Consider the following 22569-nt stretch of genomic DNA (forward strand, 5'->3'; position numbering starts at 1 on the left):
GAGCCAGACAACGGAAATTTATGAGCCAGCAACGCCTGATTGAAAGTTTAACCAGCCTGTTTAGCACACGTCCGGTGGTGTTCTGGCACGACGTGGAGGCGGAGTTCGCCTTGGTCGTGGACGGCCTGCAACTAGACGGCGTACGACTCGTACGCCTGGATGACACGCCCACGCTGCAGTTGAAGATTGACATCGAGCGCTCGCCCGGCCAGCGCTGGTTGATTTACAGCACCCAGCCCGAGCCGGAACCTGCACAAGACTGGCTGCTGGACGTGCGCCTGCGCAGCAAGTCGTTTCGGGCAGATACCACGTCCATCCTGCTGGAAGACCTGGGCCTGACCACGCAGGCACTGCGCCATCACCTGAAAGAGCGGGCCAAGTTTTTGCGCGCCAAGGATCGGGTAGAGCGCCTCAAGCGCCTGGTGCTGCCGGGCGACGGTGCGCCAGATCTGGACCGCAAAATGCTGGCCGTGCTTACTCGTGCCGACCAGCCAGAGCTGTTTGCCATGCTGCAGCGCTTGTTTGCCTCGCTGGTGGTGGATGGCGAGGCCGACCTGGCTGCACAGCCCAAGGCCTGGCAAGACATTGCGGCCAACGATTTGGCGCCTGAGTTCTGGGGTTTGGTGCGCTCGCAACTGGGCTATGCCGACGCAGAGCCCAACCTGCGTGACTTGCTAGTGCGTGTGTTGGTGACCGACCTGTGCCGGTGCCTGGACGGCGCACCGCCGCGCCAGTTGGCGCATTTTGTGTTGCCCGACCGCGCGCTGGCGGCCAATGCCTCGGTGTTTGCGGCGCGGTGGCGGTCAGACCTGGCCTTTTTCAGCAGTTACAACGTGCTGGCCCGTGCTGTGGCCCAGGAGCTGAACTTGGCGCAATTACTGGCCAGCTACACGGCAGAGCAACTGGCCGAATGCATGGCCTTTGAGGAATTGGAGCTGCGGGTGGTGCAGGACCTCAAGCAACGCATCGTGGCGGGGGCAGGGGCCAACATGGACGTGGTGCATGGTTTGATTGCGCGGCGGCGTGACGGGCATTGGGCCAACCCCTTGTTGGCCAGTGCCAGCGAGCGCACCCGCGCGCTGGCGGCTTGCTACGACGCGCTCAAGGCAGCGGCAGACTTTTTCAGCCTCAAGGCCAGCCATGCGGCGGGCTTTAGCTTTGCTGATGCAGCAACGGCCTTTGGCCAATACCGCGAGCACCTGTACCGCTTTGACCAGCTGTACCGGCACTTTCACACGGCAGCGGATGCCGTGGAGCCTTCAGGCTGGGCAGTGCTGCATGAGCTGCGCACATCCATCGAAAATCTGTATTCAGGCTGGTTTGTGCCGCAGCTGGGTGCCGCGTGGGCGAAAGTGGTGGAAGGCGACCAAGGCTTGCTGCAGCACTGGTCCCTGCCCGATGTAACGCCGCAGCAGGCGTTTTATGAGCGTGAGGTGCAGCCTTTGTACAGCGGCGGTGCCAAGCGGGTGTTTGTGGTGATTTCAGACGCTTTGCGCTATGAGGTGGCACAGGAACTGGTGCAGTTCACCAACGGTAAAAACCGTTTTAAAGCGTCCCTGGGCACTATGCTGGGAGTGCTGCCCAGCTACACGGCGTTGGGCATGGCAGCCTTGCTACCGCACCAAACACTCGCATACAAGGAAAGCGCCAACCTCGATGTGCTGGCTGATGGCCACCTTGTTGCTACTTTGGAGCAGCGCAATGAGCACCTGAAGGGCGTCGGCGGCATGGCCATCAAGGCCGAAGACCTGATAGCCCTGGGCAAGGAAAAAGGCCGCGAGCTGGTTCGTGATCGCCAGCTCATCTACATCTACCACGACCGCATCGACATGACGGGCGACAAGCAGGCGTCAGAGTCCAAGACCTTTGAGGCGGCGGCGCAGACGGTGCAGGAGTTGTCGCAGTTGCTGGGCTTCATCATCAACTCGCTCAACGGATCGACCGTGCTGGTGACGGCGGACCATGGTTTCATCTACCAGGAGTCGCCCCTGGATGGCGCTGATAAATCGACGCTGGAAGACAAACCCGCAGGGACGCTGAAAGCCAAGAAGCGCTATCTGATCGGCCGCAACCTGGGCACGACCGCCAAGGCCTGGGCGGGCAATACGGCGGTGACGGCGGGCACCACGCCTGAAGGTAGCCTGGATTTTTGGGTGCCCAAAGGGGCCAGTCGCTTTCACTTCGCCGGTGGCGCACGCTTTGTGCATGGCAGTGCCATGCCGCAAGAGGTGGTGATCCCGGTGATCACGGTGCGCGAGAGCGAGGCCGACCACGCCAAGACCCGGCCCGTGAATATCAGCGTGCTGGGCAATGTGGGCAAGATGGTGACCAGTTCGCAGCGTTTCGAGTTCATACAGACCGATGCGGTGTCCGAGCGGGTGCTGGCGCGTACGGTGGTGGTCTCGCTGCGCGAGGGCGACGCGCCGATCAGCGACGAGCAGACGCTGACGTTTGACAGCACTTCCCAGCTGCTGGATGAGCGCAAGCGTTCGGTATTTTTGACGGTGCTCGCCGGTGCGCATGACCCGCACCGCCGCTATGACCTGGTGATGCGTGATGCCATCACCAAGGTGGAAGTGCTGCGCCTGCCCATCAAGGTGGACTTGGCGTTTGGCAGTGACTTTTAATGCAATGCGGTTTTTTTTAGAACGCGAATGACACAAGAACTGAACACCCCCACCGCCGCGCCACCATCCGAAGCATTGGAGTCCGCTGCAGGCGCGAGCCTGGACGATCTGCTCAACACGCACTTCGCTGGAAAGGTAGTCCGCAAGGATCTGACCAAGCTCATCAAGGAAGGTGCCAATGTGCCGGTGTACGTGCTGGAGTACCTGCTGGGCATGTACTGCGCGAGCAACGACGAGGCCACCATTCAGAATGGTCTGCAGATGGTCAAGCGCGTGCTGGCTGAAAACTATGTGCGCGCGGACGAGGCAGAAAAGGTCAAATCGAAGGTGCGCGAGAGCGGCACGTACAAAGTGATCGACAAGATCACTGTCAAGCTCAATGAAAAGCGCGACCTGTACGAGGCGCTGCTATCCAACCTGGGTGTGAAGAACGCCGAGATCTCGGACTCGTATGTGCGCCAGTTCGAGAAGCTGCTGGTGGGCGGCATCTGGTGCATCGTCACGCTGAAGTACCACTTTGAGGAAGACCAGCGCGGATCGCCTTTCACCGTGACCGAACTCAAGCCCATTCAGATGCCCAACATGGACATGCAGGCACTGTTTGAGGCGCGCAAGGCGTTCACCGATGCGCAGTGGATCGACGCGTTGATCCGCTCCACGGGCATGGAGCCGACCTGCTTCAAGGAGCGCGAAAAATGGCACCTGCTGGCGCGCATGGTGCCGCTGGTGGAAAACAACTACAACTTCTGCGAGCTGGGCCCGCGTGGCACCGGCAAGAGCCACATCTACAAGGAAATCAGCCCTAACAGCATTCTGGTGTCGGGCGGGCAGACCACGGTGGCCAATCTGTTCTACAACATGAGCGCTCGCAAGGTGGGGCTGGTGGGCTTGTGGGACGTGGTGGCTTTTGATGAAGTTGCGGGGATTAACTTCAAGGACCACGATGGTGTGCAGATCATGAAGGACTACATGGCCTCGGGCTCGTTCAGCCGGGGCCGCGAGTCCATCAACGCCAGCGCTGCCATGGTGTTTGTGGGCAACATCAACCAGAGCGTGGAGTCTCTGGTCAAGACCTCGCACCTGCTGGCCCCGTTCCCGGAAGCCATGATCGACTCGGCCTTTTTTGACCGTTTTCATGCCTATGTGCCAGGCTGGGAAATTCCGAAAATGCGGCCCGAGTTCTTTACCAACCAGTACGGCCTGATCGTGGACTACTTGGCGGAGTACCTGCGTGAAATGCGCAAGTACAGCTTTGCCGATGCCATCGACAAGTGGTTCAAGCTGGGCAACAACCTGAACCAGCGCGACACCATTGCCGTGCGCCGCACCACGTCAGGCCTGCTCAAGCTGGTGTGTCCGAACGGCGAGTACACCAAGGATGCGGTGCGCAAGTGCCTGGAATATGCCCTGGAAACCCGGCGCCGCGTGAAGGAGCAGCTCAAGAAAATTGGCGGTATGGAGTTTTACGACGTGCATTTCAGCTACATCGACTTGGAAGACGGTGTGGAGCGCTTCGTAACCGTGCCGGAACAGTCGGGCGGCGCATTGGTGCCGGAGGGGCGCCTGCAACCAGGCACCTTGCACACCATCAGCATGGGTGCCTCAGAAATGCCGGGTATCTACCGGCTGGAGATCCAGTCGATTCCAGGCGGCGGCAAGGTCAACGTGTCCGGGGCAGCGCCACGAGAAGCCGTCAAGGTGGCCTTTGACTACTTCAAAGCCAACTCCTCGCGAGTGAGCGCGTCTATCAAACCAGGCGAGCGGGATTTTCATACCCACTTGGTGGAACTGCAAAACAGCGGTGCCCCCCAAGCACTGACACTGGCCAGCTTCATTGCGCTGTGCTCAGCAGCCCTGGCCAAGCCTGTGCAGTCGCAATTGGCTGTGTTGGGAGACATGAGCCTGGGCGGCACCATTGTTCAGGTGCGCAATCTGGCGGAGAGCATGCAGGTGGCCTTTGATGCAGGCGCCAAACGCATCTTGCTGCCGATGTCGAGCGTGACGGACATCCCCTCCGTGCCGGGCGAGTTGTTCGCCAAGTTTCAGACCAGCTTTTACTCAGATCCGGTGGATGCTGCGTTCAAGGCCTTGGGGGTTGAATAAGCGCTCTGTATCGCCTTGTCTTTCAGCCAGTTCGTCGTGACCGCTCCTGAAAGAAGCTGTTGCGCCCAGCCTCATTTTCAATTCCCTCGAATTCGAGGGAATTGATCCAGGGTTTACTTACCGCCGTATATCCAGCGATTCGGCTAGGCAACTATGGGCTATTGATGTGGAACGGGTGTCGCGTTTGGGCCGAGCTGCGTCGGTTCGGCGTGTACCGCCCAAGCCTCCATCATCGCACGCCGCTTTTCCAACATATCACCGCGTCGATACGCCGCCTCCACCTTGTTGCCAACGGTGTGTGCCAGTGCCATTTCGGCCATTTCCTGTGGGTAGTCCGTGGTTTCCGCCGTCCAATCCCGGAAGGTAGAACGGAAGCCATGAACGGTTAGATCGTCACGTTTCATGCGTCGCAGTACAGCAGTGAGCGTCATGTCGGAGAGGGGTTTGTGGTCACGCACGCCGGGGAATACGACATCTACGTCATCGAGCCTCAGTGCTTTCATTCCCTGCAGGATGGTCATCGCGGCGTCTGACAAAGGTACGCGGTGTTCGCGGTGCGCTTTCATGCGCTCGGCTGGGACGATCCAAAGGCGGTTGTCCAAGTCCAGTTCGTCCCATGTCATGCCGCGCACTTCGCCCGAACGAGCAGCCGTCAGGATGGTGAATTGCACGGCCAGTGCCCCGATACCAGCTTGAGCACGTAACTCGGCCATGAATGGCTTCATTTCCTGCCAGGGCAGTGCCGGGTGGTGTTTGACCTTGGCCACCTTGGAACGGGCAGGTAAGAGGGAGTCAAGGTGGCCTTTCCAGCGAGCGGGGTTCTCCCCATTGCGATACTTGTGCACAGTGGCCCAGTCGAGGATAGATTCGACGCGGCCCCGCAGGCGAGAAGCGGTTTCTGATTTGATGTGCCAAATAGGCTCAAGCAAGCGCATGACATGCGCCGTCTCAATCATGCCTACATCCATCTTTCCGATGACGGGACTGGCATAGGTATTCAGGGTGCTGGTCCACTGCTCTGCATGTTTGGCACTTTTCCACCCTGAGCGATGAGATTCGACGTACTGCGTGGCGCACCAGTCAAACGTGACCGCCTTAGCATCTGCCACACGTGCTGCCGCCACGGCTTCTTGCTTGACTTTCATTGGGTCAATGCCCTCGCGCACTTGCTTGCGCCATGCACTGGCTTTTTCACGGGCTTCGACTAGTGTCCTGAGTTAGAAATTCGCAGACAAAATCTTTCGATGCTTGCAAGGATGTCGTCGGCGGACTTGGCCCAGACGAATGGTTTTGGATCCGCGTTGTTGAGTTCGAGGTATTCGCGGATTGCTTGTTCGAGCTGTCTTGTTGATCTGTGCGTGCCGCGACGGATGCACTTCTCGGTCAGGGTGGCGAACCAGCGCTCGACCTGGTTCAGCCAGGATGCAGAGGTGGGCGTGAAGTGCACGTGAAACCTGGGATGTCTGCCGAACCATGCCCTGATTGAGGGGGTCTTGTGCGTGCCGTAGTTGTCCATCACCAGATGCACGTCCAAGCCAGCAGGCACGTTGGCTTCGATGGTTCGCAGAAATTGCAGGAACTCCGTGCTGCGATGGCGCCGATGCAACTCCCCGATCACTTCGCCCGTGGCAATGTCCAGCGCCGCAAACAGCGTCGTCGTGCCATGGCGCATGTAGTCGTGGGTTCGCCGCTCGGGGATGCCCGGTGCCAGCGGCAGGATCGGCTGTGTACGGTCCAGCGCCTGGATCTGGCTCTTCTCATCCACGCACAACACCATCGCCTTGAGCGGCGGATCCATGTACAGGCCGACAATGTCGCGCACCTTCTCGACGAACAGCGGATCACTGGAGAGTTTGAAGGTTTCATGGCGGTGCGGCTGCAAGCCGAAAGCCCGCCAGATTCGACTCACAGCCGTCTGTGACACATCCATGGCGCGCGCCATACTGCGCGTGCTCCAGTGCGTGGCACCAGCGGGCACGGACTCCAGCGTCTTGGCGATGACGGCATCGACTCGGGCATCGTCGATCGTACGCGGTGCACCCGGGCGCGGTGCGTCAAGCAGACCGTCCAGCCGCAGCTGGACAAACCGACCGCGCCACTTCGATACCGTCTGCTGCGTGACCCGCTGGCGCGCTGCCACCACTTTGTTATCCGAACCTTCGGCACAGGCCAGCACGATGCGCGCTCGCAACGCCAGAGCCTGCGCCGTCTTGCGACGCTTGGTCAGCGCGATCAGCTGTTCGCGCTCCGTCACGCTCAACACCAATGGAGTCTTTGGTCTTCCGCTCATGGCCACCTCATCGTGCAATGACACCACACGACTGATTGCATTGGCAGAAAATAATTCAATGAATTTTTAACTCAGGACACTAGGGAGACATCGGGGTATGGCCCCAGCCCAGTCCAGCGCTCACGGCCATTGAATGCATAGCGCAGAATCCACGACTTGGAACCCCCTTCGGTGACCTTGAGCCACAGGCCTGCACCGTCGCCATGCATACCGGCTTCCTTGAGCTTGGTAGCTTGCAGTTGAGTGAGTTTGTTGGCTTTGACCATGGGCAGAGTTCGACGGAGGTGAGACCCGAATTTTGGTCTCGTTATACGGAAAAGTATACGGAAAAAACGCGAGATTGAGGGAAGTCATTGGAAACAACGTGAGACGATAAAACATCATAAGTTATTGTTTTTATTGGTTTTTTCGTTGATTAATGCGATTTCATGATGTGATGTGAAACGCAGATTCGACTTCCTCCGTTTCCGCCAAACAACAAAGCCCCGCATGTCGGGGCTTTTTTGTTTTTGGCGATTGGCGCGGTGGTGTCCGTCGGCCAATAAGCACCTTCAGAGACACAACAGTGCCAGCGCGTTACTCATCGATAGATGCGCTCCAGCGGTCGCCCCAGTTCTGGGCGCGGTCGATGTTGCGCCGGTCCCGTTTTGTGGGGCGTCCTTCCTGCAAGGCGGCGGCGGGTTCGGGGGCCAGTCGGCGCTGTTCGGCGGCTTTTTCACGGGCGGCGATGCTGTCGGGTGTTTCTTCGTACAGCCGTTGTGCCACCGGGGCCGGGCCGCGTGCGCCGCTCAATCCCCGCACGATCACTGTGCGTGCGATGACGCCCTGGCGCAAGGCCACGGTGTCGCCACAGCGCAGGTCGCGGGCCGGTTTGGCTTGCTGGCCATTGACGGTGACACGGCCCTTGCCGATTTCTTCGGTGGCCAGGCTGCGGGTTTTGTAGAACCGCGCGCACCACAGCCATTTGTCCAGTCGCATCGTTTCGGGGGAATTCATGGGGAGGATTGTGCCGTGGCGGCGGTGTTGAGGGAGCCGTCTGTGGGCGGGGGCAGTGGCAGGTGAACGACGGCGTCCAGCCCCGCCACACGGCCTGATTCCACGCGGTTGGTCAGCGCAATGCGGCCACCGAGCGCCTGAACGATCTCGTGGCAGATGGCCAGGCCCAGGCCGCTGCCGGTGCGTACGTCACCTGCAGAGAAGGGCTGGAAGAGGCGTGCGGCCAGTTCATCGTCGACGCCGCTGCCATGGTCGCTTATGCAAAGCACTGCCTGGTGATCGGCGCAGCGCAGGTCGACCGCCAGATCGCTGCCTTGCGGGGCATGGCGGATTGCGTTGTGCAGAAGATTGCGGGCCAGCTCGCGCAGCATCCATTCGTGGGCCGCTACCGTTGTCGGTTCGGTGTGGATGCCAAAGTCGAGGTCGCGCTGCGCGATCAGGGGTGACAGGTCCAGTGCCACGGTGCGCAGAATGTCATCGAACCGGTTTGGCGGCGGCGCGCTTTGCTGGCGCAGCTGCTCGACCTTGGCCAGCGCCAGCATCTGGTTGGCCAGTTGTGTGGCGCGGTCGACCGTGTCGCTGATCTCCTGCAGTGCTTGCAGAGCCGGCACATCGCCGCGGAGGGCCGACTGCACCTGCGTCTTGAGCACGGCCAGCGGCGTGCGCAACTGGTGCGATGTGTCGCGCACAAACCGCTTTTGGTGGCGCAGCAGGTGCTGCAGCCGTTGCATGACCTGGTTGGTGCTGTCGATCAGGGGTTGCAGCTCACGGGGGGCAGAGTTGGCGGCGATCGGGCTCAGGTCGCCATCGGGCCGTGCCTGCAGCTGTTGACTGAGCTGGCGCACCGGGCGCGTGGCCCGTTGCACCACGATGACCACGGTGAGCGCAATCACGCCGATCAGCAGCGCCTGCCGGGCCAGTGTGTTCCACAGGATTTGCAGCGCCAGGGTTTCGCGCACTTCCAGGGTTTCCGCCACCTGGATGACCGCCATGCCGCGGCCATTGGCACTGGCCACGGGTTGCAGCAACACGGCCACGCGCACGTGCTCGCCGCGGAACTGGTCGTCATAGAAATCCACCAGCGCGGCATAGGGGGGGCGATCCGGAATGCGCCCGCGCCATGCCGCAAGTTCGGCAAATCCCGAGACCATTTCGCCCTGCAGGGTGGAGACGCGATAGAACATGTGGCTCTGGTTGTCGGCCTCGAAGGCCTCGAGCGCGGCGTAGGGCACGATGGCCCGCAGTTGCGCCGCGTCGTCGTACCCCGACACATCCAGCTGTTCGCTGATGGTTTTGGCCGATGCCAGCAAGGTGCGGTCGTAGGCGGTGTTCAGCGATGCCAGGGCCTGGCGGTACAGGCTGAACGTGTTGAAGGCGATGAACGCCACCACCGGCAGCAAGATGCCCATCAGCAGCCGCCGCCGCAGTGACGGGGCGCGCAACGCAGCGGGCCTTGTCACGTATCGGCCCTGAGCAGATAGCCCAGCCCGCGCAGCGTCATGAGGGTCAGGCCCGTGCCGGCCAGCTTTTTGCGCAGGCGGTACACCACCACCTCGATGGCTTCGTACTGCACGTCCAGCTGGCCGGGGAACACCAGTTCATAGAGGCGCTCTTTGGTGACCGCATGGCCCGGCTGCACCAGCAGGGCATGCATCAGCGCCAGTTCGCGGGGCGTGAGTTCCATCACCTCGCTGTTGCGGTACAGCGCGCCACTGTCCTTGTCGTAGCGGATGGCCCCGATCTGAACCGAGTGGCCTGCCGCTGGCGTGGGGTCTGCGCTGCGCCGGAGCAGGGCGCGCAGCCGTGCTTCCAGTTCGTCCAGATCGAACGGCTTGGGCAGGTAGTCATCGGCACCGGCATTGAGGCCTAGCACCCGGTCGCCCACGGTGCCGCGTGCGGTGAGGATCAGCACCGGCGTGCGCAGTCCGCGGGTGCGGGCCTGTTGCAGCACTTGCAGGCCATCGAGGCCGGGCAGGGTGAGGTCGAGCACCACGGCATCGGGCAGACGTGCGGCCCACTGGCGGAGCGCCGCCGCGCCGTCGCCCACGGCGGTGACCTCCATGCCCCGGCGCGCCAATGCGCGCTGCAGCGTGAGCTGCATGGTGGGGTCGTCTTCGACGAGAAGCAATTGCATGCGCGGCACCATAGCACCGACCTCGCCAGGCCGCGGCATCAGTGTTTTCCCTGAGCGTGCGGACAGCCGTTTGACAGGCTGTGCGCGCATCATCGGGCGGTTCGCCAACCTTATAAGGAGACATCGATGCGTCGCGATACCTTTCTCAAATCCCTGGCCGCGCTGGCTGCGGCCGGGGCCTTGCCCCTGTCGGCCCATGCCGCCAGCGCCGTCAAGATGATGCTGCCCGCCAACCCGGGCGGCGGGTGGGACTCCACGGGCCGTGCGCTGGGCAAGGCCTTGCTTGAATCGGGGGCCGCATCGTCGGTCACCTACGACAACAAGGGTGGCGCCGCCGGTGCGATCGGCCTGGCGCAGTTCGTCAACTCCAGCAAGGGCGACCCGAACGCCCTGATGGTGATGGGCGCAGTAATGCTGGGCGGCATCATCACGGGCAAGCCGCCGGTGAGCCTGTCGCAGGCGACGCCGATTGCGCGACTGACCAGCGAATACAACGTGTTCGTGCTGCCCGCCAATTCGCCCTTCAAGAGCATGGCCGAAGTCATTGCCCAGCTCAAGAAAGACCCCGGCAGCGTGAAGTGGGGTGGCGGCTCGCGCGGCTCTACCGAGCACATTGCCGCTGCGATGATCGCCCGCGAAGTGGGCGTGGACCCGGCCAGGATCAACTACGTGGCGTTCCGGGGAGGTGGCGAGGCGATTGCAGCCATCCTGGGCGGCAACGTGACGATTGGCGGTGGCGGCTATAGCGAGATGGCCGAGTACATCGCCACCAAGAAGATGACGCCCATTGCCGTGACCTCAGGCCAGCGTCTCAAAAACTCCACGGTGCCGACGCTTAAGGAGCAGGGCATCAACGTGGAGATTGGCAACTGGCGCGGCGTGTATGCCGGCCCCGGCATCACGGCCGAGCAGCGCAAGGCGCTGACGGAGATGGTCGCCAAGGCCGTCAAAAGCAAGAGCTGGGCCGAATCGCTGCAGAAGAACGACTGGACCCCGGCCTGGATGGCGGGCGACGAGTTTGCGAATTTTGTGGACAGCGAATTTGCCAGCCTGCGCGCCACCATGGTCAAGGCGGGCATGGTCTGAACCGTGCCCCTGCGCCGTGCGACAGCCCCGGCGAGCGCACGGCGGTTCTGTGCGCCGCCACTGTGGTGCGCGCCGTATTACGCACACCGTATTGCACACCTTTTGCCCTGTGCCCAAGGGCTTGAGAAAGACCCCCGCATGTCTGATCCCACAACCCCTCCTTCATCGTCCGATCCGGCCACGGTGCCCGGCGTTGCCGGCAACCGGCCAGCCCTGCGCATGCAGACCGTGGTGGGCGCCGGCGTGCTGCTGACCGCAGCGGCGCTGGCGCTGGGCGCCCTGGATATTCCATCGAACGCGGGTTATGGCGGCGTGGGCCCCAATTTTCTGCCCTGGCTGGTGGCGGGCGTGCTGGCGCTGTGCGGCGGCGTGCTGCTGTGGGAGGCCCGATCGGGCGGATTTCGCGCCATGGAAGAGCCCAATGGCTCCGCGCGTGCGCACAAGCCGGCCTTTGTGTGGGTGTCGGCCGGCCTGTTGCTCAACGCGGCCCTCATCACCACGGTGGGCTTCATCCTGAGCTGCACGCTGTGCTATGTGCTGGCCGTGCAGGGGCTGCGCCGGGCTGCAGGGCAGGACGCAGGCACCGCGAGCACCTGGGCGGTGGATGGGTTGACGGGCGTGCTGATCTCGGCGCCCGTCTATTGGACTTTCACGCAGTTCCTGGCGATCAACCTGCCAGGGCTTACGCAAACCGGGTGGTTGTGATGGAAATTTTTGATGCACTGATGGCGGGCTTTGCGACCGCCGCCACGCCCGCCAACCTGCTGTGGGCCCTGGTGGGCTGCGCGCTGGGCACGGCCGTGGGCGTGCTGCCGGGCATTGGCCCTGCGGTGGCAGTGGCCATGCTGCTGCCCATTACGGCCAAGGTCGAGGTCACGGCCTCGATGATCTTTTTTGCCGGCATCTACTACGGTGCCATGTATGGCGGCTCCACCACCTCCATCCTGCTCAACACGCCGGGCGAAACCGCCAGCATGGTCACGGCCATGGAGGGCAACAAGATGGCCAAGAGCGGCCGGGCCGGAGCGGCGCTGGCCACATCGGCTATCGGTTCGTTCGTGGCGGGCACCGTTGCCACCGTGGTCGTGACCCTGTTTGCCCCCTATGTGGCCGACTTTGCCGTGAAGCTGGGCCCACCCGAATATTTCATGCTGATGGTGTTGGCTTTCACCACCGTGAGCGCGGTGCTGGGCAAGAGCACGGTGCGCGGCATCACGGCGCTGTTCGTGGGGCTGGCGGCCGGTTGCATCGGCATGGACCAGATTTCGGGCGCGGCGCGCTACACCGGCGGCAAGCCTGAGTTGCTCGATGGCATCGACATCGTGCTGGTCGCCGTGGGTCTGTTTGCCGTGGCCGAGGTGCTGTATGCGGCAATGTACGAGGGCCGCGTGGTCGAGTCGCGCAACAGCATGAGCCGCGTGCACATGACCGCGCGCGACTGGAAACGCTCCATTCCCGCGTGGCTGCGCGGCACGCTGATCGGCACGCCGTTCGGCTGCATTCCGGCGGGCGGCACCGAGATTCCGACCTTTCTGAGCTACGCCACCGAAAAGAAGCTGGCCAAGGACACCGACAAGGCCGAGTTCGGCACCATGGGTGCGATCGAAGGCGTGGCCGGCCCCGAGGCCGCCAACAATGCTACCGTGACCGCAGCCATGATTCCGCTGCTCACGCTGGGCATTCCCACCTCCAACACCACGGCGGTGCTGCTGGGCGCGTTCCAGAACTACGGCATCAACCCCGGGCCACAGCTGTTCACCACCTCGGCTACGCTGGTGTGGGCGCTGATTGCGTCGCTGTACATCGGCAACGTAATGCTGCTGGTGCTGAACCTGCCCATGGTGGGCCTGTGGGTGAAGCTGCTGAAAATTCCCAAGCCGCAGCTGTATGCGGGCATCCTGATTTTTGCCACGGTGGGGGCCTACGGCATGCGCCAGAGCACCTTCGATCTGTTCCTGTTGTATGGCATTGGCATGCTCGGCGTGCTGATGCGGCGCTTTGACTTTCCTACGGCACCCGTGGTGGTGGGCATGATCCTGGGGCCGCTGGCCGAGGCGCAGATGCGCAATGCGGTGTCGATTGGCGAGGGCAGCTGGCTCATCTTTGTGCAGCGCCCGATGTCGCTCACGCTGCTCATCATCGTGCTGGCCGTGCTGATCCTGCCGCGTCTCTTCCAGCACATCGCGCAGCGCAAGCTGGCGCGCCTGCAGCAGCTCGATGCATGAGCCGCGTGGGTGCTTGAGCGGCCACGTTACATCATTTTTCAAGCCAAATAGGCTTTAAGCCCTTGATTTATAAGCGCGAATAGCTATTAATATAGTAGCTAATCTGCGTGCAGGCGCAGGAGTGTCGTCTGGCCAGAGCGCGCTACCATCGCGGCCATGCCTTTGCTCAATGAAGACGCCCCCGCACTGCCGATGGATGCCCAGGGCATTCTGGAGCTGGCGGCGCGCTCCATGTTCCAGCTGTTTTCCAGCGTCAGCCAGGGCATGTTCCTGGTGGACCGCAGCGGGCGCATCGTCTGGGTGAACGAGGGTTACCAGCGCTTTTTGCCCGCCCTGGGGTTCTCGTCGGTGGACCAGTTTGTCGGCCGCACCGTGGAGGAGGTGATCCCCAACACGCAGATGCGCCGGGTGCTCGAAACCGGTCAGCCCGTGCTGATCGACCTGCTCACCAACAAGGCGGGCACCTTTGTGGTCAGCCGCATTCCCTTGCGCGACGAGGCCGAGCGCGTCATCGGTGCCATCGGCATCGTGCTGTTTGACCACCCCGAAACCACGCTGCAGCCCCTGATCGGCAAATTTGCCCTGCTGCAGCGCGACCTTGACGACGCGCGGCGCGAGCTGGCCAGCCAGCGCAGCCGCTCGCTGGCCGTGTCGGGCGATGGCCAGCGGCGCGCCAAATACACCTTTGCCAGCTTTGTCGGGTCGAGCCCTGCGGCGTCCGAGGTCAAGCGCCAGGCGCGCCGTGCCGCGCAGTCATCCAGCCCGGTGCTGCTGCTGGGCGAAACCGGCACCGGCAAGGAGCTGCTGGCCCATGCCATCCATGCCGCATCCAGCCGCGCCAGCGGCCCGTTTGTCAGCGTGAACATCGCCGCCGTGCCCGACACGCTGCTCGAAGCCGAGTTCTTTGGCGTGGCGCCCGGCGCCTACACCGGCGCCGACCGCAAGGGGCGCGACGGCAAGTTCAAGCTGGCCGACGGCGGCACGCTGTTTCTCGACGAAATCGGCGACATGCCGCAAAGCCTGCAGGCCAAGCTGCTGCGTGCGCTGCAAGAGGGCGAGATCGAACCCCTGGGCTCGAACAAGCTGGTGCCGTTCAATGTGCGCGTGGTGGCCGCCACCTCGCGCGACCTGGCGGCGCTGGTGCGCGACAGCCGGTTTCGCGAAGACCTTTTTTATCGCCTGCATGTGCTGCCGGTGCGCGTGCCGCCGCTGCGCGAGCGGCGCAGTGACATCCCCGCGCTGGTGGAAGTGCTGGGCGAAGACCTGGCGCTGCGCAACGGCACAGCGCCGCCCGAACTGCGGCCCGATGCCATGGCGCTGCTGGCCGGACAGCCCTGGCGCGGCAACATCCGCGAGCTGCGCAATGTGCTGGAACAGGCCGCCATGCGCAGCGATTCGCAGTCCATTGATGCCTACCAGCTCGAACGCATCCTGCGCGAAGCAGGGGTGGAACCTGCGGCCCCCGTGCGCGATGCCCTGACTGAGCCCGGGCCGCTGGGCGACGAGCAGCGCTACCTGCGCCCCCTGGCCGAGCAGGTGGCCGAGCTGGAACAGCGCGCCATTGCGGCGGCGCTCAAGGCCCACGGGGGCAACAAGCAGGCCACGGCGCGACAGCTGGGCATCTCGCGGGCCACACTCTATGGACGTCTGGAAAACCCTGAATAAAAAACAGTCAAATGTCTGAATTTCAGACGCTTTGCATGTCTGAAATTCAGGCATTGTCATTCGATTTGAATAATTTAGCCATATAAATCAATGGTTTGAAGACTGGCACGAACTGTGCGATGTTCAGTCAAAACAACAGGAGACAACCCCATGCAACGCCGCACCCTGGTCGCACTGGCCACCCTGGCCGCCACACTGTCTGCCCCCGTATTCAGTCAGTCGGGTGAAATCCGCATCGCCCATGTCTACAGCAAGACCGGCCCGCTCGAAGCCTATGGCAAGCAGACGCAGACTGGCCTGATGATGGGGCTCGAATACGCCACGGGCGGCACCATGGCCGTCAACGGCAAGAAGATCGTGGTGATCGAGAAGGACGACCAGGGCAAGCCCGACCTGGGCAAGAGCCTGCTGGCCTCGGCCTATTCGGACGACAAGGCCGACATCGCCGTGGGGCCCACCTCGTCGGGCGTGGCGCTGGCGCTGCTGCCCGTGGCCGAGGAATACAAAAAAATCCTGCTGGTCGAGCCCGCCGTGGCGGATGCCATCACGGGCGACAAGTGGAACAAATACATCTTTCGCACCGGCCGCAACAGCAGCCAGGACGCCATCGGCAACGCCGTGGCCATCGACAAGCCGGGTGTGACCATCGCCACGCTGGCGCAGGACTATGCCTTCGGCCGCGATGGTGTGAAAGCCTTCAAGGACGCCATCAAGAGCGCCAAGCTGGTGCACGAGGAATACCTGCCCACCACCACCACCGACTTCACCGCCGGTGCGCAGCGGCTGATCGACAAGCTCAAGGACCAGCCGGGCCGCAAGATCATCTGGATCTTGTGGGCCGGTGCGGGCAACCCGTTCAAGATTGCCGACATGGACTTGAAACGCTACGGCATCGAGATCGCCACCGGCGGCAACATCCTGCCCGCCATGGCCAGCTTCAAGAACTTCCCGGGCATGGAAGGCGCCACCTACTACTACTTTGGCATCCCCAAGAACCCGGTGAATGAAGCCCTGGTGTCAGCCCACTACAAGCAGTTCAAGGCACCGCCCGATTTCTTTACGGCCGGCGGCTTCAGCTCGGCGATGGCGCTGGTCACCGCGCTCAAGGCCACGGGCGGCGATGTCAATACCAACAAGCTCATCAAGACCATGGAAGGCATGAGCTTTGACACCCCCAAGGGCAAGATGACTTTCCGCAAGGAAGACCACCAGGCCCTGCAGAGCATGTACCACTTCAAGATCAAGGTGGACCCGGCCTTTGCCTGGGGCGTGCCCGAGCTGGTGCGCGAGATCAAGCCCGAAGAAATGAACGTGCCGGTCCGCAACAAGCGCTGACCGGGTCCGGGTGGCCCTGCGGGGCTGCTTAATGCTCACTTTTCAATAGCTGCATGCGCTTGAAGGACAAGCGCTCAGGGGTTGTTTTGTCAAAAAAACAGGGGAGTGGGCTGCCGATGGCTTTTGGCGGCGCACTCACCACACATGCTTGAAACCAGAGACCTGACCATCCGTTTTGGCGGCCATGTGGCGGTGAACGCCGTGAGCTGCGCGTTCGCGCCGGGCACGCTGACTGCCATCGTGGGTCCCAATGGCGCGGGCAAGACCACGTATTTCAATCTGATCTCGGGGCAGCTGCGGGCCAGTGCCGGCACAGTCACGCTGGGCGGACGGGACCTGACGGGCCAGGCGCCATCGGCGCGCACGCGGGCCGGGCTGGGGCGGGCGTTTCAGCTCACCAACCTGTTCCCGGGCCTCACGGTGCTGGAGAACGTGCGCCTGGCCGTGCAGGCCACGCGCGCCGGCGCACACCGCCGCGGGCTGAACCTGTGGAGCATCTGGAGCGACCACCGCGCACTCACCGAGCGGGCCGAAGCCATCCTGCACACCGTGTCGATGCTGGAGCGCCGCGACACCCCCGTGGCCCGCCTGCCGCACGGCGACCAGCGCAAGCTCGAAGTGGCGCTGCTGATGGCGCTGGAGCCGCAGGTCTACATGTTCGACGAGCCCACCGCCGGCATGGGCCACGACGAGGCCCCCGTGATCCTGAACCTGATCCGCGAACTCAAGCAAGACAAGACCAAGATCATCCTGCTGGTCGAGCACAAGATGGACGTGGTGCGCGAGCTGGCCGACCGCATCATCGTGCTGACCAACGGTACGCTGGTGGCCGATGGCGCACCCGCCGAGGTGATTGCCTCGCCCGTGGTGCAAGAGGCCTACCTGGGCGTGGCAAAAGACGCAGACAGGGAGGCCGCATGAGCGACAACCTGCTGGAATTGAAGGGCGTGCACACGCACATCGGCGCGTACCACATCCTGCATGGCGTCGATCTGGTCGTGCCCAGGGGCCAGCTCACCATGCTGCTGGGCCGCAACGGCGCGGGCAAGACGACCACGCTGCGCACCATCATGGGCCTGTGGCACGCCTCCAGAGGCACGGTGCGCTTTGCCGGCAACGACATCACGGCGCTGCACACGCCGCAGATCGCCGGCATGAACATCGCCTACGTGCCCGAAAACATGGGCATATTTGCCGACCTCACGGTGAAGGAAAACATGCTGCTGGCCGCCCGCAAGGCGCGCAACGCGGCGCAGATGGATACCACACGCCTCGAATGGATCTTTCGGCTTTTTCCGGCGGTCGAGAAGTTCTGGAACCACCCCGCAGGCAAGCTCAGCGGCGGGCAAAAGCAGATGGTGGCCGTGGCGCGCGCCATCATCGAGCCGCGTGATCTGCTCATCGTGGACGAGCCCAGCAAGGGCTTGGCCCCGGCCATCATCAACAACATGATCGAGGCGTTCGACCAGCTCAAGAAGAGCGGCGTAACCATTCTGTTGGTCGAGCAGAACATCCACTTCGCCAAGCGCCTGGGCGACACCGTGGCCGTGATGGACAACGGCCAGGTGGTGCACGCCGGCAGCATGGCCGCGCTGGCCGAGGACGAGGCGCTGCAGCGCTCGCTGCTGGGGTTGGCGTTATGAATTTCAAATCGTTTTGGCCTCTGGCGCTTATTCTTAAAGCGCCATCAGCTATAAAATTAATAGCGTTATGGGCGCAAGCCGGGAGACCCGCATGAGCGCCGCCCGCGACCTCGACTGGAAGCCCCTGGCCCTGGTGCCCGCACTGGCGCTGCTGGTGCTGCCGTTCATCGGCTCGCCCAGCACCTGGCTCACGCTCACGGTGGCGGGGCTGGCCATGGGCATGATCATCTTCATCATTGCTTCGGGCCTGACGCTGGTGTTCGGTCTGATGGACGTGCTCAACTTCGGCCACGGCGTGTTCATCGCGCTCGGTGCCTTCGTCGCCACCAGCGTGCTGGGCGCCATGGGCGACTGGACGGGGTCTGACCAGCTGTGGCGCAACCTGGTGGCTGTGTTGCCCGCCATGCTGGTGGCCATGGCGGTAGCTGGCGCCGTGGGCCTGGCGTTCGAGCGCTTCATCGTGCGGCCCGTGTATGGCCAGCATTTGAAGCAGATCCTCATCACCATGGGCGGCATGATCATTGGTGAAGAGCTCATCAAGGTCATCTGGGGCCCGGCGCAGATTCCGCTGCCGCTGCCCGAGGCCATGCGCGGCTCGCTGCTGATTGGCGATGCGGCCATCGAGAAATACCGCCTGGTGGCGGTGGCCGTGGGCCTGGTGGTTTTCGGCGTGCTGGCCTGGACACTGTCGCGCACCAAGGTCGGCCTGCTGATCCGTGCCGGTGTGCAAGACCGCGAGATGGTGGAGAGCCTGGGCTACCGCATCCGCCGCCTGTTTGTGGGCGTGTTCGTGGTGGGCTCGGCCCTGGCGGGGCTGGGCGGCGTGATGTGGGGCCTGTACCAGCAGAACGTGGTGCCGCAGATGGGCGCGCAGGTCAATGTGCTGATCTTCATCGTGATCATCATTGGCGGCTTGGGCAGCACGGGCGGGGCGCTCATCGGCGCGCTGCTGGTGGGGCTGATGGCCAACTACACCGGCTTTCTGGCCCCCAAGGTGGCGCTGTTCTCGAACATCGCGTTGATGGTCGCCATCCTGCTGTGGCGGCCGCAGGGCGTCTATCCCGTGGCCAACCGCTGATGGGGAGCCGACTGACATGCTGAATCGACTTCTCTCCGACGACTACCCGCGCAGCAAGGTGCTGGCGGCCATTCTTCTGGCCGTGCTTCTGGGCCTGGCGTTTGCACCCTTTTTGTTCCCCGGCGTCAAGGCACTGTCGGTGGCGGCCAAGGTGCTGATCTTTGTGGTGCTGGTGGCCAGCTTCGATTTGCTGCTCGGCTACACCGGCATCGTGAGCTTTGCGCACACCATGTTCTTTGGCATCGGGGCCTATGGCGTTGCCGTGGCTACCACGCGCATGGGGCCGACTTGGACCGCGCTGGCCGTGGGCATTGGCGGCGCTCTGGTGCTCTCGCTGCTGCTGTCGCTGGCCGTGGGGCTGTTCTCGCTGCGCGTGCGGGCCATCTTCTTCGCCATGATCACGCTGGCCGTGGCGGCCGCGTTCCAGACGCTGGCCTCACAGCTGTCGGACATCACGGGCGGCGAGGACGGGCTGACCTTCAAGGTGCCCGAGATGCTGTCGCCCAGCTTCGAGCCGTTCGAAGAGCCGTTCCTGGGCGTCACACTGGACGGTCGGCTGATCTGCTACTACCTGCTGTTCGTCACCGCCTTGGTGCTGGTGCTGGCGCTGCTGCGCATCGTCAACTCGCCGTTCGGTCGCGTGCTGCAGGCCATTCGCGAAAACGAGTTTCGTGCCGAGGCCATTGGCTACCGGGTGGTGGTGTACCGCACCACATCCAGCGTGCTGTCGGCCCTGTTCGCCACCATGGCGGGCGCGATGCTCGCGCTCTGGCTGCGCTACAACGGGCCGGACACATCGCTCAGCTTCGAAATCATGATGGACTGCCTGCTCATCGTGGTGATCGGTGGCATGGGCACCATCTACGGCTCGGCCATCGGGGCCGTGCTTTTCCTGGTGGCGCAAAGCTACCTGCAAGACCTGCTGCGCCTGGGCCACGAGGCCACCGCGGGCGTGCCGTGGCTATCGGCGCTGCTTTCACCCGACCGCTGGCTGTTGTGGCTGGGCGTGTTGTTTGTTCTTTCTGTCTATTACTTTCCCGCTGGCGTTGTTGGACGCCTGCGATCGCGGCGCGCCCAAGCCTGAGTGCGCATTTTTGTGTCAGTAAAAAAGGAGACAACATGAAAGTGAATCTGAAGGAAAAACGCGCCCTCAAAGTGGCCATGACCGCGTTGGCGGGGGCTGTACTGGCTGCCTGTGGTGGAGGCTCATCCACCCCGACCAACAACCTTCCCACGGGCGTAACGCAGGTGAGTGCCACCGTTTATCCCGCCACCACAGTGGGCAAGGGGGACAGTGCCGCTACGCAGGATTTGTTGACGGGTGGTATCGGCAAGACTGGGCTAGGCGGCGCCACGCCGGCTTATGCGGATCCCGCCAACCCCACGGCGGCAGAGCTGCGCCGCAATGCCTTGTATTCCAACTACCGCGGCATTCTGGATTACTCGGCCAACGGCGGCTACGGCAGCCTGTATGGCCCCAATGTCACGGCGGCAGGCGCAGTGACTGCCAGCGAGGGGCTGATTCCCGGCCGCGAATATGTGGCGGTGCTGGACGACGGATCGGGCCGCAAGCGGACAGTGATTGCCGTGCAGGTGCCCGACAGCTTCAACCAGGCCAACCCCTGCGTGGTGCTGGGTGCGTCGTCGGGTTCGCGCGGCGTCTACGGCGCCATCGGCACGGCCGGCGAGTGGGGCCTGAAAAAGGGCTGCGCCGTAGCGCTGACCGATGCCGGCAAGGGCGTGGGTCTGTACAACATGATGGACGATACCGTGCACAAAGTGGATGGCACGCGCGCCACCCGCTCGGCGGCAGGGCCCCTGAATTTCTTTGCTGCCAACATCACCGATGCGGCCCGGGCTGCCTACAACGCACTGTTTCCGAACCGCCTGGCCCTCAAGCAGGTGCACTCGCAGCAAAACCCTGAAAAGGACTGGGGCAACGACACGCTGGCGGCCGGCCGCTATGCGCTGTTTGTGCTGAACGACCGCTATGGCACAGCCGCCAATCCGGTGCCTTTCACACCCGAGAACACGATTGTGATTGCCGGCTCGGCATCCAACGGCGGTGCGGCCTCGCTGGGCGCGGCCGAGAAAGACAGCGGGGGGCTGATCGACGGCGTGGTGGCTTCCGAGCCCGTAACCGAGATGCCCACATCCAGCGGCTATGGCATCCAGTTCGGCGGTGCGGCCGTCACCGGTTATGGCAAGACGCTGGCCGATTACACGACCTACGGCAACCTCTACCAGCCCTGCGCGGCGCTGGCGGCGGGTGCGGCGTTCGTTGAACCGTCAACGTATAACGTAATGAGTTCAGCATTCATGACAGCCCGAGCCACGGCGCGCTGCGATGGCCTGGCGGCCAAGGGGCTGGTGAGCGGTGTCGATACGGCGGCCCGCTCGCTCGATGCACTGAACAAGCTGCGCGCCTATGGCTGGACAACCGACAACGACACCATGCACAACGCCCACTACGGTCTGGGCAACGGCCCCATCCTGTCGGCCATGTACCCGGTGAGCTACGGGCGTTTCCCGGTTGAAGCCAATGTCTGCAACACCAGTTTCGCGGCGGTGAATGGCGCTGGCGACCCGGTGGCCGTAGGTCCCGCAGCGCTGGCGCAGAGTTTTGCCACGGCCAATGGCACGGCCAACGGCACTCCTGCCACGGTGGTTTACAACGACTCGGTGGGCGGTGCCAAGGCCTGGCAATTCGCCATTTCGCCCTCGACCGGCGTGGCCGATTTTGGCCTCGATAACGCCCTGTGCCAGCGCGCGCTGGTCACCGGCACCGACCCGGTCAGCGGCGCGGCGCTCACGGCCACCACTACGCCAAGCAAGGCGCAGAGCGATGCGGTGCGTGCAGGCATCGCCGAGGTGGTGCTGAATGGCAACCTGCGTGGCAAGCCCACCATCATCGTCAGCGGCCGCAGCGACGCCTTGATCCCGGTGAACAACAACTCGCGCGCCTATGCCGCCTACAACAAAGTGGTGGAAGGGGCCGCCAGCAAGCTGCGCTATATCGAGGTGACGAACGGCCAGCATTTCGACGCCTTCCTGCCGCTCAGCGGGTTTGACACGCGCTTCGTGCCGCTGCATCCGTACTTCAACCAGGCCATGGACGCGATGTATGCGCACCTGAAGTCGGGCGCCGCCTTGCCCGCCAGCCAGGTGGTGCGCACCACGCCGCGCGGCGGGTTGTACGGCGCTGCGCCGGCCATCACGGCTGCCAATGTGCCGCCGTTTGTGGCGGCGCCTGCCGCTGCGGACCAGATCGGCTTTGCCGGCACGTCACTGAGCGTTCCCAACTGAGCGCTTAACCAAGCGCACACCTGAGCGCCCATTGATCCGGCCCTTTGTCGTTTCCAGCGCCGTTCGGTTTGAGCGGGTTGA

At 63.2% G+C, this 22569-nt stretch carries 18 protein-coding genes; 12 read left to right on the forward strand and 6 right to left on the reverse strand.

The window, feature by feature from the left end; genetic code table 11:
* Positions 1 to 20 precede the first annotated feature (20 nt).
* Both pglZ and brxL read left to right on the forward strand, forming a co-directional pair.
* Positions 21 to 2627: a BREX-1 system phosphatase PglZ type A gene (gene pglZ, locus CBP34_RS06535; protein ID WP_094097625.1), complete on the forward strand. Its 2607-nt coding sequence runs from the start codon at positions 21 to 23 to the stop codon at positions 2625 to 2627.
* 27 nt (positions 2628 to 2654) lie between these two features.
* On the forward strand, positions 2655 to 4730 hold the full coding sequence (gene brxL / locus CBP34_RS06540) for a protease Lon-related BREX system protein BrxL (protein WP_236748532.1): 2076 nt from the start codon (positions 2655 to 2657) through the stop codon (positions 4728 to 4730).
* 158 nt (positions 4731 to 4888) lie between these two features.
* On the opposite strand, the gene CBP34_RS06545 is transcribed toward brxL, so the two are convergent.
* The 6 genes from CBP34_RS06545 to CBP34_RS06570 all read right to left on the reverse strand — a co-directional run bounded on the left by CBP34_RS06545 (position 4889) and on the right by CBP34_RS06570 (position 10162).
* A complete protein-coding gene (locus CBP34_RS06545; protein ID WP_094097626.1) occupies positions 4889 to 5875 on the reverse strand; it encodes a tyrosine-type recombinase/integrase in 987 nt (328 codons plus the stop codon).
* A gap of 59 nt (positions 5876 to 5934) precedes the next feature.
* On the reverse strand, positions 5935 to 7020 hold the full coding sequence (locus CBP34_RS06550) for an IS630 family transposase (RefSeq protein ID WP_094099064.1): 1086 nt from the start codon (positions 7018 to 7020) through the stop codon (positions 5935 to 5937).
* Positions 7021 to 7091: 71 nt separating this feature from the next.
* Entirely contained in the window at positions 7092 to 7286 is a 195-nt protein-coding gene (locus tag CBP34_RS06555) for an Arm DNA-binding domain-containing protein (RefSeq protein WP_094097627.1), read from the reverse strand.
* Positions 7287 to 7596: 310 nt separating this feature from the next.
* Positions 7597 to 8016: an RNA-binding S4 domain-containing protein gene (locus tag CBP34_RS06560; protein WP_094097628.1), complete on the reverse strand. Its 420-nt coding sequence runs from the start codon at positions 8014 to 8016 to the stop codon at positions 7597 to 7599.
* On the reverse strand, positions 8013 to 9425 hold the full coding sequence (locus CBP34_RS06565) for a sensor histidine kinase (protein ID WP_094099094.1): 1413 nt from the start codon (positions 9423 to 9425) through the stop codon (positions 8013 to 8015). The genes CBP34_RS06560 and CBP34_RS06565 overlap by 4 nt, the downstream gene beginning before the upstream one ends.
* 47 nt (positions 9426 to 9472) lie before the next feature.
* Complete coding sequence (locus CBP34_RS06570; RefSeq protein ID WP_094097629.1) at positions 9473 to 10162, reverse strand: response regulator transcription factor; 690 nt, start codon at positions 10160 to 10162, stop codon at positions 9473 to 9475.
* 114 nt (positions 10163 to 10276) lie between these two features.
* Between CBP34_RS06570 and CBP34_RS06575 the strand changes: the two genes are divergently transcribed.
* The 10 genes from CBP34_RS06575 (at position 10277) to CBP34_RS06620 (ending at position 22488) form a co-directional block, all read left to right on the forward strand.
* Positions 10277 to 11236, forward strand: a complete 960-nt coding sequence (locus CBP34_RS06575; RefSeq protein WP_094097630.1) for a Bug family tripartite tricarboxylate transporter substrate binding protein — start codon at positions 10277 to 10279, stop codon at positions 11234 to 11236.
* A 138-nt stretch (positions 11237 to 11374) separates the two neighbouring features.
* Positions 11375 to 11941: a tripartite tricarboxylate transporter TctB family protein gene (locus tag CBP34_RS06580; protein ID WP_094097631.1), complete on the forward strand. Its 567-nt coding sequence runs from the start codon at positions 11375 to 11377 to the stop codon at positions 11939 to 11941.
* On the forward strand, positions 11941 to 13461 hold the full coding sequence (locus CBP34_RS06585) for a tripartite tricarboxylate transporter permease (RefSeq protein WP_086911930.1): 1521 nt from the start codon (positions 11941 to 11943) through the stop codon (positions 13459 to 13461). The genes CBP34_RS06580 and CBP34_RS06585 overlap by 1 nt, the downstream gene beginning before the upstream one ends.
* 156 nt (positions 13462 to 13617) lie before the next feature.
* Entirely contained in the window at positions 13618 to 15126 is a 1509-nt protein-coding gene (locus CBP34_RS06590; protein ID WP_094097632.1) for a sigma-54 interaction domain-containing protein, read from the forward strand.
* Between the two features lie 150 nt (positions 15127 to 15276).
* Positions 15277 to 16461 carry a substrate-binding domain-containing protein gene (locus CBP34_RS06595; protein ID WP_094097633.1) on the forward strand — a complete coding sequence of 395 codons (1185 nt, stop codon included), beginning with the start codon at positions 15277 to 15279 and terminating at the stop codon, positions 16459 to 16461.
* A 144-nt stretch (positions 16462 to 16605) separates the two neighbouring features.
* A complete protein-coding gene (locus CBP34_RS06600) occupies positions 16606 to 17382 on the forward strand; it encodes an ABC transporter ATP-binding protein (protein WP_094097634.1) in 777 nt (258 codons plus the stop codon).
* Positions 17379 to 18104 carry an ABC transporter ATP-binding protein gene (locus CBP34_RS06605; RefSeq protein WP_094097635.1) on the forward strand — a complete coding sequence of 242 codons (726 nt, stop codon included), beginning with the start codon at positions 17379 to 17381 and terminating at the stop codon, positions 18102 to 18104. Before CBP34_RS06600 ends, CBP34_RS06605 begins: the two co-directional genes overlap by 4 nt.
* Positions 18105 to 18195: 91 nt before the next feature.
* A complete protein-coding gene (locus tag CBP34_RS06610; protein ID WP_086928673.1) occupies positions 18196 to 19182 on the forward strand; it encodes a branched-chain amino acid ABC transporter permease in 987 nt (328 codons plus the stop codon).
* Positions 19183 to 19198: 16 nt separating this feature from the next.
* Positions 19199 to 20266, forward strand: coding sequence for a branched-chain amino acid ABC transporter permease (locus tag CBP34_RS06615; protein ID WP_094097636.1), 1068 nt, complete (start codon positions 19199 to 19201; stop codon positions 20264 to 20266).
* A gap of 35 nt (positions 20267 to 20301) precedes the next feature.
* Positions 20302 to 22488, forward strand: a complete 2187-nt coding sequence (locus tag CBP34_RS06620) for a 3-hydroxybutyrate oligomer hydrolase family protein (protein ID WP_208616376.1) — start codon at positions 20302 to 20304, stop codon at positions 22486 to 22488.
* The last annotated feature ends 81 nt before the right edge of the window (positions 22489 to 22569 follow it).

Source organism: Acidovorax carolinensis (genome assembly GCF_002157145.1).
Classification (GTDB): Bacteria; Pseudomonadota; Gammaproteobacteria; order Burkholderiales; family Burkholderiaceae_C; genus Acidovorax; species Acidovorax carolinensis.

What these genes read in the sequence shown, in the direction of transcription:
- pglZ (WP_094097625.1), top strand. Translation starts at nt 21, where the DNA reads ATGAGCCAGCAACGCCTGATTGAAAGTTTAACCAGCCTGTTTAGCACA.
- brxL (WP_236748532.1), top strand. Translation starts at nt 2,655, where the DNA reads ATGACACAAGAACTGAACACCCCCACCGCCGCGCCACCATCCGAAGCA.
- CBP34_RS06545 (WP_094097626.1), bottom strand. Translation starts at nt 5,875, where the DNA reads ATGAAAGTCAAGCAAGAAGCCGTGGCGGCAGCACGTGTGGCAGATGCT.
- CBP34_RS06550 (WP_094099064.1), bottom strand. Translation starts at nt 7,020, where the DNA reads ATGAGCGGAAGACCAAAGACTCCATTGGTGTTGAGCGTGACGGAGCGC.
- CBP34_RS06555 (WP_094097627.1), bottom strand. Translation starts at nt 7,286, where the DNA reads ATGGTCAAAGCCAACAAACTCACTCAACTGCAAGCTACCAAGCTCAAG.
- CBP34_RS06560 (WP_094097628.1), bottom strand. Translation starts at nt 8,016, where the DNA reads ATGAATTCCCCCGAAACGATGCGACTGGACAAATGGCTGTGGTGCGCG.
- CBP34_RS06565 (WP_094099094.1), bottom strand. Translation starts at nt 9,425, where the DNA reads ATGGGCATCTTGCTGCCGGTGGTGGCGTTCATCGCCTTCAACACGTTC.
- CBP34_RS06570 (WP_094097629.1), bottom strand. Translation starts at nt 10,162, where the DNA reads ATGGTGCCGCGCATGCAATTGCTTCTCGTCGAAGACGACCCCACCATG.
- CBP34_RS06575 (WP_094097630.1), top strand. Translation starts at nt 10,277, where the DNA reads ATGCGTCGCGATACCTTTCTCAAATCCCTGGCCGCGCTGGCTGCGGCC.
- CBP34_RS06580 (WP_094097631.1), top strand. Translation starts at nt 11,375, where the DNA reads ATGTCTGATCCCACAACCCCTCCTTCATCGTCCGATCCGGCCACGGTG.
- CBP34_RS06585 (WP_086911930.1), top strand. Translation starts at nt 11,941, where the DNA reads ATGGAAATTTTTGATGCACTGATGGCGGGCTTTGCGACCGCCGCCACG.
- CBP34_RS06590 (WP_094097632.1), top strand. Translation starts at nt 13,618, where the DNA reads ATGCCTTTGCTCAATGAAGACGCCCCCGCACTGCCGATGGATGCCCAG.
- CBP34_RS06595 (WP_094097633.1), top strand. Translation starts at nt 15,277, where the DNA reads ATGCAACGCCGCACCCTGGTCGCACTGGCCACCCTGGCCGCCACACTG.
- CBP34_RS06600 (WP_094097634.1), top strand. Translation starts at nt 16,606, where the DNA reads ATGCTTGAAACCAGAGACCTGACCATCCGTTTTGGCGGCCATGTGGCG.
- CBP34_RS06605 (WP_094097635.1), top strand. Translation starts at nt 17,379, where the DNA reads ATGAGCGACAACCTGCTGGAATTGAAGGGCGTGCACACGCACATCGGC.
- CBP34_RS06610 (WP_086928673.1), top strand. Translation starts at nt 18,196, where the DNA reads ATGAGCGCCGCCCGCGACCTCGACTGGAAGCCCCTGGCCCTGGTGCCC.
- CBP34_RS06615 (WP_094097636.1), top strand. Translation starts at nt 19,199, where the DNA reads ATGCTGAATCGACTTCTCTCCGACGACTACCCGCGCAGCAAGGTGCTG.
- CBP34_RS06620 (WP_208616376.1), top strand. Translation starts at nt 20,302, where the DNA reads ATGAAAGTGAATCTGAAGGAAAAACGCGCCCTCAAAGTGGCCATGACC.